Origin of the sequence: Xanthomonas hortorum pv. cynarae, assembly GCF_002939985.1 — a bacterium.
Lineage (GTDB): Bacteria > Pseudomonadota > Gammaproteobacteria > Xanthomonadales > Xanthomonadaceae > Xanthomonas > Xanthomonas hortorum_D.
This window is the reverse complement of the sequence record NZ_MDFM01000063.1, coordinates 1-3,905: the sequence shown is the minus strand read 5'-3', so window position 1 is coordinate 3,905 and position 3,905 is coordinate 1. Positions and strand designations below refer to the sequence as shown.

Sequence of the window (3,905 nt, the reverse complement as noted above, 5' to 3'; positions counted from 1 at the left end):
ATTGCGAGCGTCAACTCAACACCAGCTTGCAGATGATCCACCTGGCATTCCTGGCGTTGCTGCTTAGAAGACTTTGAACAGGCTCTTAGCCAAGCACCTGAGGGTTGAGCTGCCACACCGAATAGTTCAACGCCGCCGCAAAACTCACCCACAGCAGATACGGAACCAACAACCACGCAGCAACCCGCTGCCACTTGGCGAACGCTACGATCGTCAGCACCAACGCCACCCACAGCGCCACGATATCGACAAACGCCCAGGCGCCCATGTGCCATGCAAAGAACAACCAGCTCCACAACCCGTTCAACCCCAACTGCAGCACGAACAGACTCAGCGCCCCACGCGCACTGCTCCACCCACCGCGCCACCAGACCAGCCACACCGACACCGCCATCATTCCGTACAACGCGGTCCACACCGGCCCGAACAGCCACCCCGGCGGCGCCCAGGCCGGCTGCTGCAACTCGGCGTAGAAGCTCGCCGCCTTGATCGACGCCATCGCTCCCAGGGCAGCGACCAGATAGCACAGCACCAACCACCCCAGCAGTCCAAACCACTGCGATTTCTTCGTCATCGACATCTCCATACAGAGCTTAGCGAGTGAGAGCATGCTATTCCGGCATCCGAATGTCGGGCACGCTGCCACATAGCCTGTCCAGGCAATGCAAACAGAACGCACACCTATGATCATGGATGGATCAACTTTACGGGAGGCTGACAATTGCGCAAGGCGCTGGGCGTGAGACTGAGGTTGTTGCCGGCGATCAGCGCCGCGCTGCCATCGGCCTGCACGCGGGTGCCGGTCAGCGTCATGTCATTGCCGGCGAACAGTTGCAGGGTGTTGCTGGCGGTGATGCCGGACAGGATGCCGACGCCGTTGATGGCCTTGGACGCTTCGCTGACCAGGTTGTTACCTGCCACCAACGCCACATCGCGGCCCTGGATCTGGCCCTGGTTGAACAGGTCGTCACGGGCTTCCAGTGCCACGCTACCGGTACCACTGATGCGGCCCTGGTTGAGCAGATTGCCGGCGGTGATGCTGACGTCGGCGCCTGCGATGACGCCCTGGTTGCTCATGGCGTTGGTGGCGTTGAGCTCGACGTTGCCGCCAGCGATCAAGGCGCCGTTGCCACGCAACTGCAGCGAGTTGGATGCCAGATAAACGACCGGCACCAGCACCTTCTGGCCCTGGTAGTCCTGCTCCACCATCCACACGATGTCCTGCGTTAGCGCAGCGGCCTGCGCGGCGGTGAGGCCCACGCCCACGCTCAGCTGCAGCTGGCCTGCGGCGGCAACGCCGGATTCCAGCAAGGCGCGGTACTGCGCCACGCCATCGGCGTAGTTGCCCAGATAGCGGCGGCCGGTGAGCTGGGTGATCTGATCCAGCACCAAACGCTGCTCGTAGAAACCATCGCCCAGGCGGGTCTGGGTCCACTCCGGGTCTACGCCCAGCTTGTCCAGCAGGAAGTCGCTGCTGATGAAGTTGTCGTAGTTGACGAAGCGCGGATCGGTCTCGATCAGGTAACGACGGCCTGGGCCATTGCTGCGCCAGGCGCTGATGCCGCCAAGCCCGTTGGCGGCACGGCCCATTGCGGTGAGATCGGTGCCAAGTGGTCAATGCACGCGCCGCAAACGGAGGCTGCAATTTACAGACTCCAGCCTCAGCGATCAGATTAATGGCTAGAGCCGCGCCGATCATAACCACACCCACCGAGCATAATTTTGAGCTGGCTATTACTAAATTTTCAAAGAGCAAATTCCGGAGGAACTTTACTTGCTGGGTCCAGCACTATGAGTGCCATATCTAACCAATATCAAATCCACTACCGTCCCACTATCAAGGACGAAATGGCTCACTCCAATCGCTGAAGTCAAATTGACCCGGTTTGCGGCGCAATACATGAGCGCAATAACGATCTATCGCATCCTCCGGATTACGCAACACGCGTAAATTTTCAACATCCCCTTCATGGACATGGTAGACCACCTGATCCTGACGGGTCGAGCAAACGAAGAATTGATCTCCCTCTGGACCACCGACGCCTACCGGCCTCGTATCCAAAAAGCATCTAAACTTAATTCTTTTTACACCATTTATATTCGTCACTGCATCAGGGAATAATTCTTTTATTTTCGGTAAATACTTCTTTTTCCACCCTTTACCCAGGCTATCCAAATAAGTATCTGCATCCCGCCACCTTGATGAAGGATGCCCAATCAACTGACGATTGGTCATAGGACCTTCACCTACACTTCCTGGAATACGCCATCCGTCGGTTCGCCACAACCAGGACTTCGCCAAGCCATCCGGCAAGCTGAGCAAAGAACCGAAGCAGTCGTTACCGTCCTCGTAAGTCGAGCTTGGGAACGTTGCGAAGACTTCCACCATCCTACCATGCACCTCTAGAAATAAAATTGGCCGAACCATCGGAGGACCTCCTGGGTTCCTCAAATCCTCGATTAACATAACACCGAGCAACAATGGCTCCGCAGCTTCTTGAAAAGCTTGATAGGAGTTCGGCTGGAGCAGCCGCAAAGGTTCTAGAGTCCAATTTTTACCATTTAAAAGCAACCCAGAATAGTCGACATTCCTATATCCAGCGCCGTCTCGCTCATGCAAAAAATTATATTTATCACAAATACCATCCACATCAGAATAAATACCCCCATTGAATTCCAAAATAAACTCATCTTTGAAGACACCCATCAACTCCCATGGCCGATCGCTTCGACCCGACAAATTCTTCATTTATTTTCCTTTTAACGCATTATTATCATCAATGATCTTTGAAACTTTCATCCGAAAATCTTGCTGCGCCTCTTCCAAGTACATCTTGTACTTTTCACTAACCGGCTTTCCATTCCACGTCATCCACCCCGCACCTTCGGCCTCTACCTTACACCCCTTTGAACAGTTAGCTGATTTGATCATTGGTTGCAGATTCGCAGGGTCTTTCAGAATCTCATTCTGAACGCTTTTTGGCAAATAATCAAAACCTTCAATTTGCCGAATAGCATTTTGTGGCAGGACGTGATCCACATGAATTTTAGCCGTTGCAGGCACTGCTTCCTTTACACCAGTCAGTGGATTGATCCAAGTCAGCTCATTCTTGGCATTCATCCAAGTACTACTAATGACCTGACCATTTAGCCAAAGCGTTTCGTCAGCCGCCTTCGCCAGTGGGCGCAACAGGGGACCAACTGTTTTGCCTACAATTGTCGGCATCGCCGCAAGAGCGATGCTCGTACCGGTAGCCTGGGTGTCGCCTTGTGCAATATTACGGATGATGCCTGCCGCCATCCCCACATCACCGGTAAACGTCTCGAGCATGGCCACACCGTCCGACCCACGCGTCGCAGTAGACCAAGCCAACAGCTCGCTCTGATATACCTGCTGCAAGGAGTCTTTTGTTATTCCAGATGCGCCGAGAGCGTTATATACCCCGCGAAATTGATCAGGATTATTCGCAAGAAGATTTCCATATTGGTGGAAGTTGGCATACTCGTCATCAGTTGCCTTGAAGGCCTGACCCCACTTGTATTGATTTTGATTTGAATTCAAAAACGCTAGAGCTTCTGTGTCGATATTTTCGATACCGACCTTCTTTGCGATCACTGCATCCACTTGCGCCGCAGCTTCCACAGTCAGGCGCTGTTTCGCTTCAATGACACTAATGCCTTCCTGCAATGCGAAAGCTTCGGCGTTCTGGCGAATCCATGTCACTTCATCAGGATGCAGCTGCCGATTGAACTGATCTCCCGCCAGCGCGGTTGTTGCGCCAACCTGCACACCCGCAATACCACCAAGCGCCGCACTTCCTAGGGCCTGTTAACACTAATGGCCCGAGCGATTAAACTATCCTGATTAGCCCCGACTCTCAGCCATGAAAATTGCTCGCTGCACG

General features: G+C 54.1%; 3 protein-coding genes and 1 pseudogene. All 4 read right to left on the bottom strand.

Annotated elements, in window-relative coordinates; translation table 11 throughout:
• Nucleotides 1-85: 85 nt before the first annotated feature.
• The 4 genes and pseudogenes from XcyCFBP4188_RS22045 to XcyCFBP4188_RS23530 all read right to left on the bottom strand — a co-directional run bounded on the left by XcyCFBP4188_RS22045 (nucleotide 86) and on the right by XcyCFBP4188_RS23530 (nucleotide 3,790).
• Nucleotides 86-574 carry a TspO/MBR family protein gene (locus XcyCFBP4188_RS22045; RefSeq protein WP_428977255.1) on the bottom strand — a complete coding sequence of 163 codons (489 nt, stop codon included), beginning with the start codon at nucleotides 572-574 and terminating at the stop codon, nucleotides 86-88.
• A gap of 167 nt (nucleotides 575-741) precedes the next feature.
• Nucleotides 742-1,605 (bottom strand): annotated as a pseudogene (locus tag XcyCFBP4188_RS22040) (hemagglutinin repeat-containing protein); the annotation flags it as partial.
• A 232-nt stretch (nucleotides 1,606-1,837) separates the two neighbouring features.
• Nucleotides 1,838-2,749 carry a hypothetical protein gene (locus tag XcyCFBP4188_RS22035; protein WP_095574672.1) on the bottom strand — a complete coding sequence of 304 codons (912 nt, stop codon included), beginning with the start codon at nucleotides 2,747-2,749 and terminating at the stop codon, nucleotides 1,838-1,840.
• A complete protein-coding gene (locus XcyCFBP4188_RS23530) occupies nucleotides 2,750-3,790 on the bottom strand; it encodes a hypothetical protein (protein ID WP_233397378.1) in 1,041 nt (346 codons plus the stop codon). It lies immediately after the preceding gene.
• Between the last annotated feature and the right edge of the window lie 115 nt (nucleotides 3,791-3,905).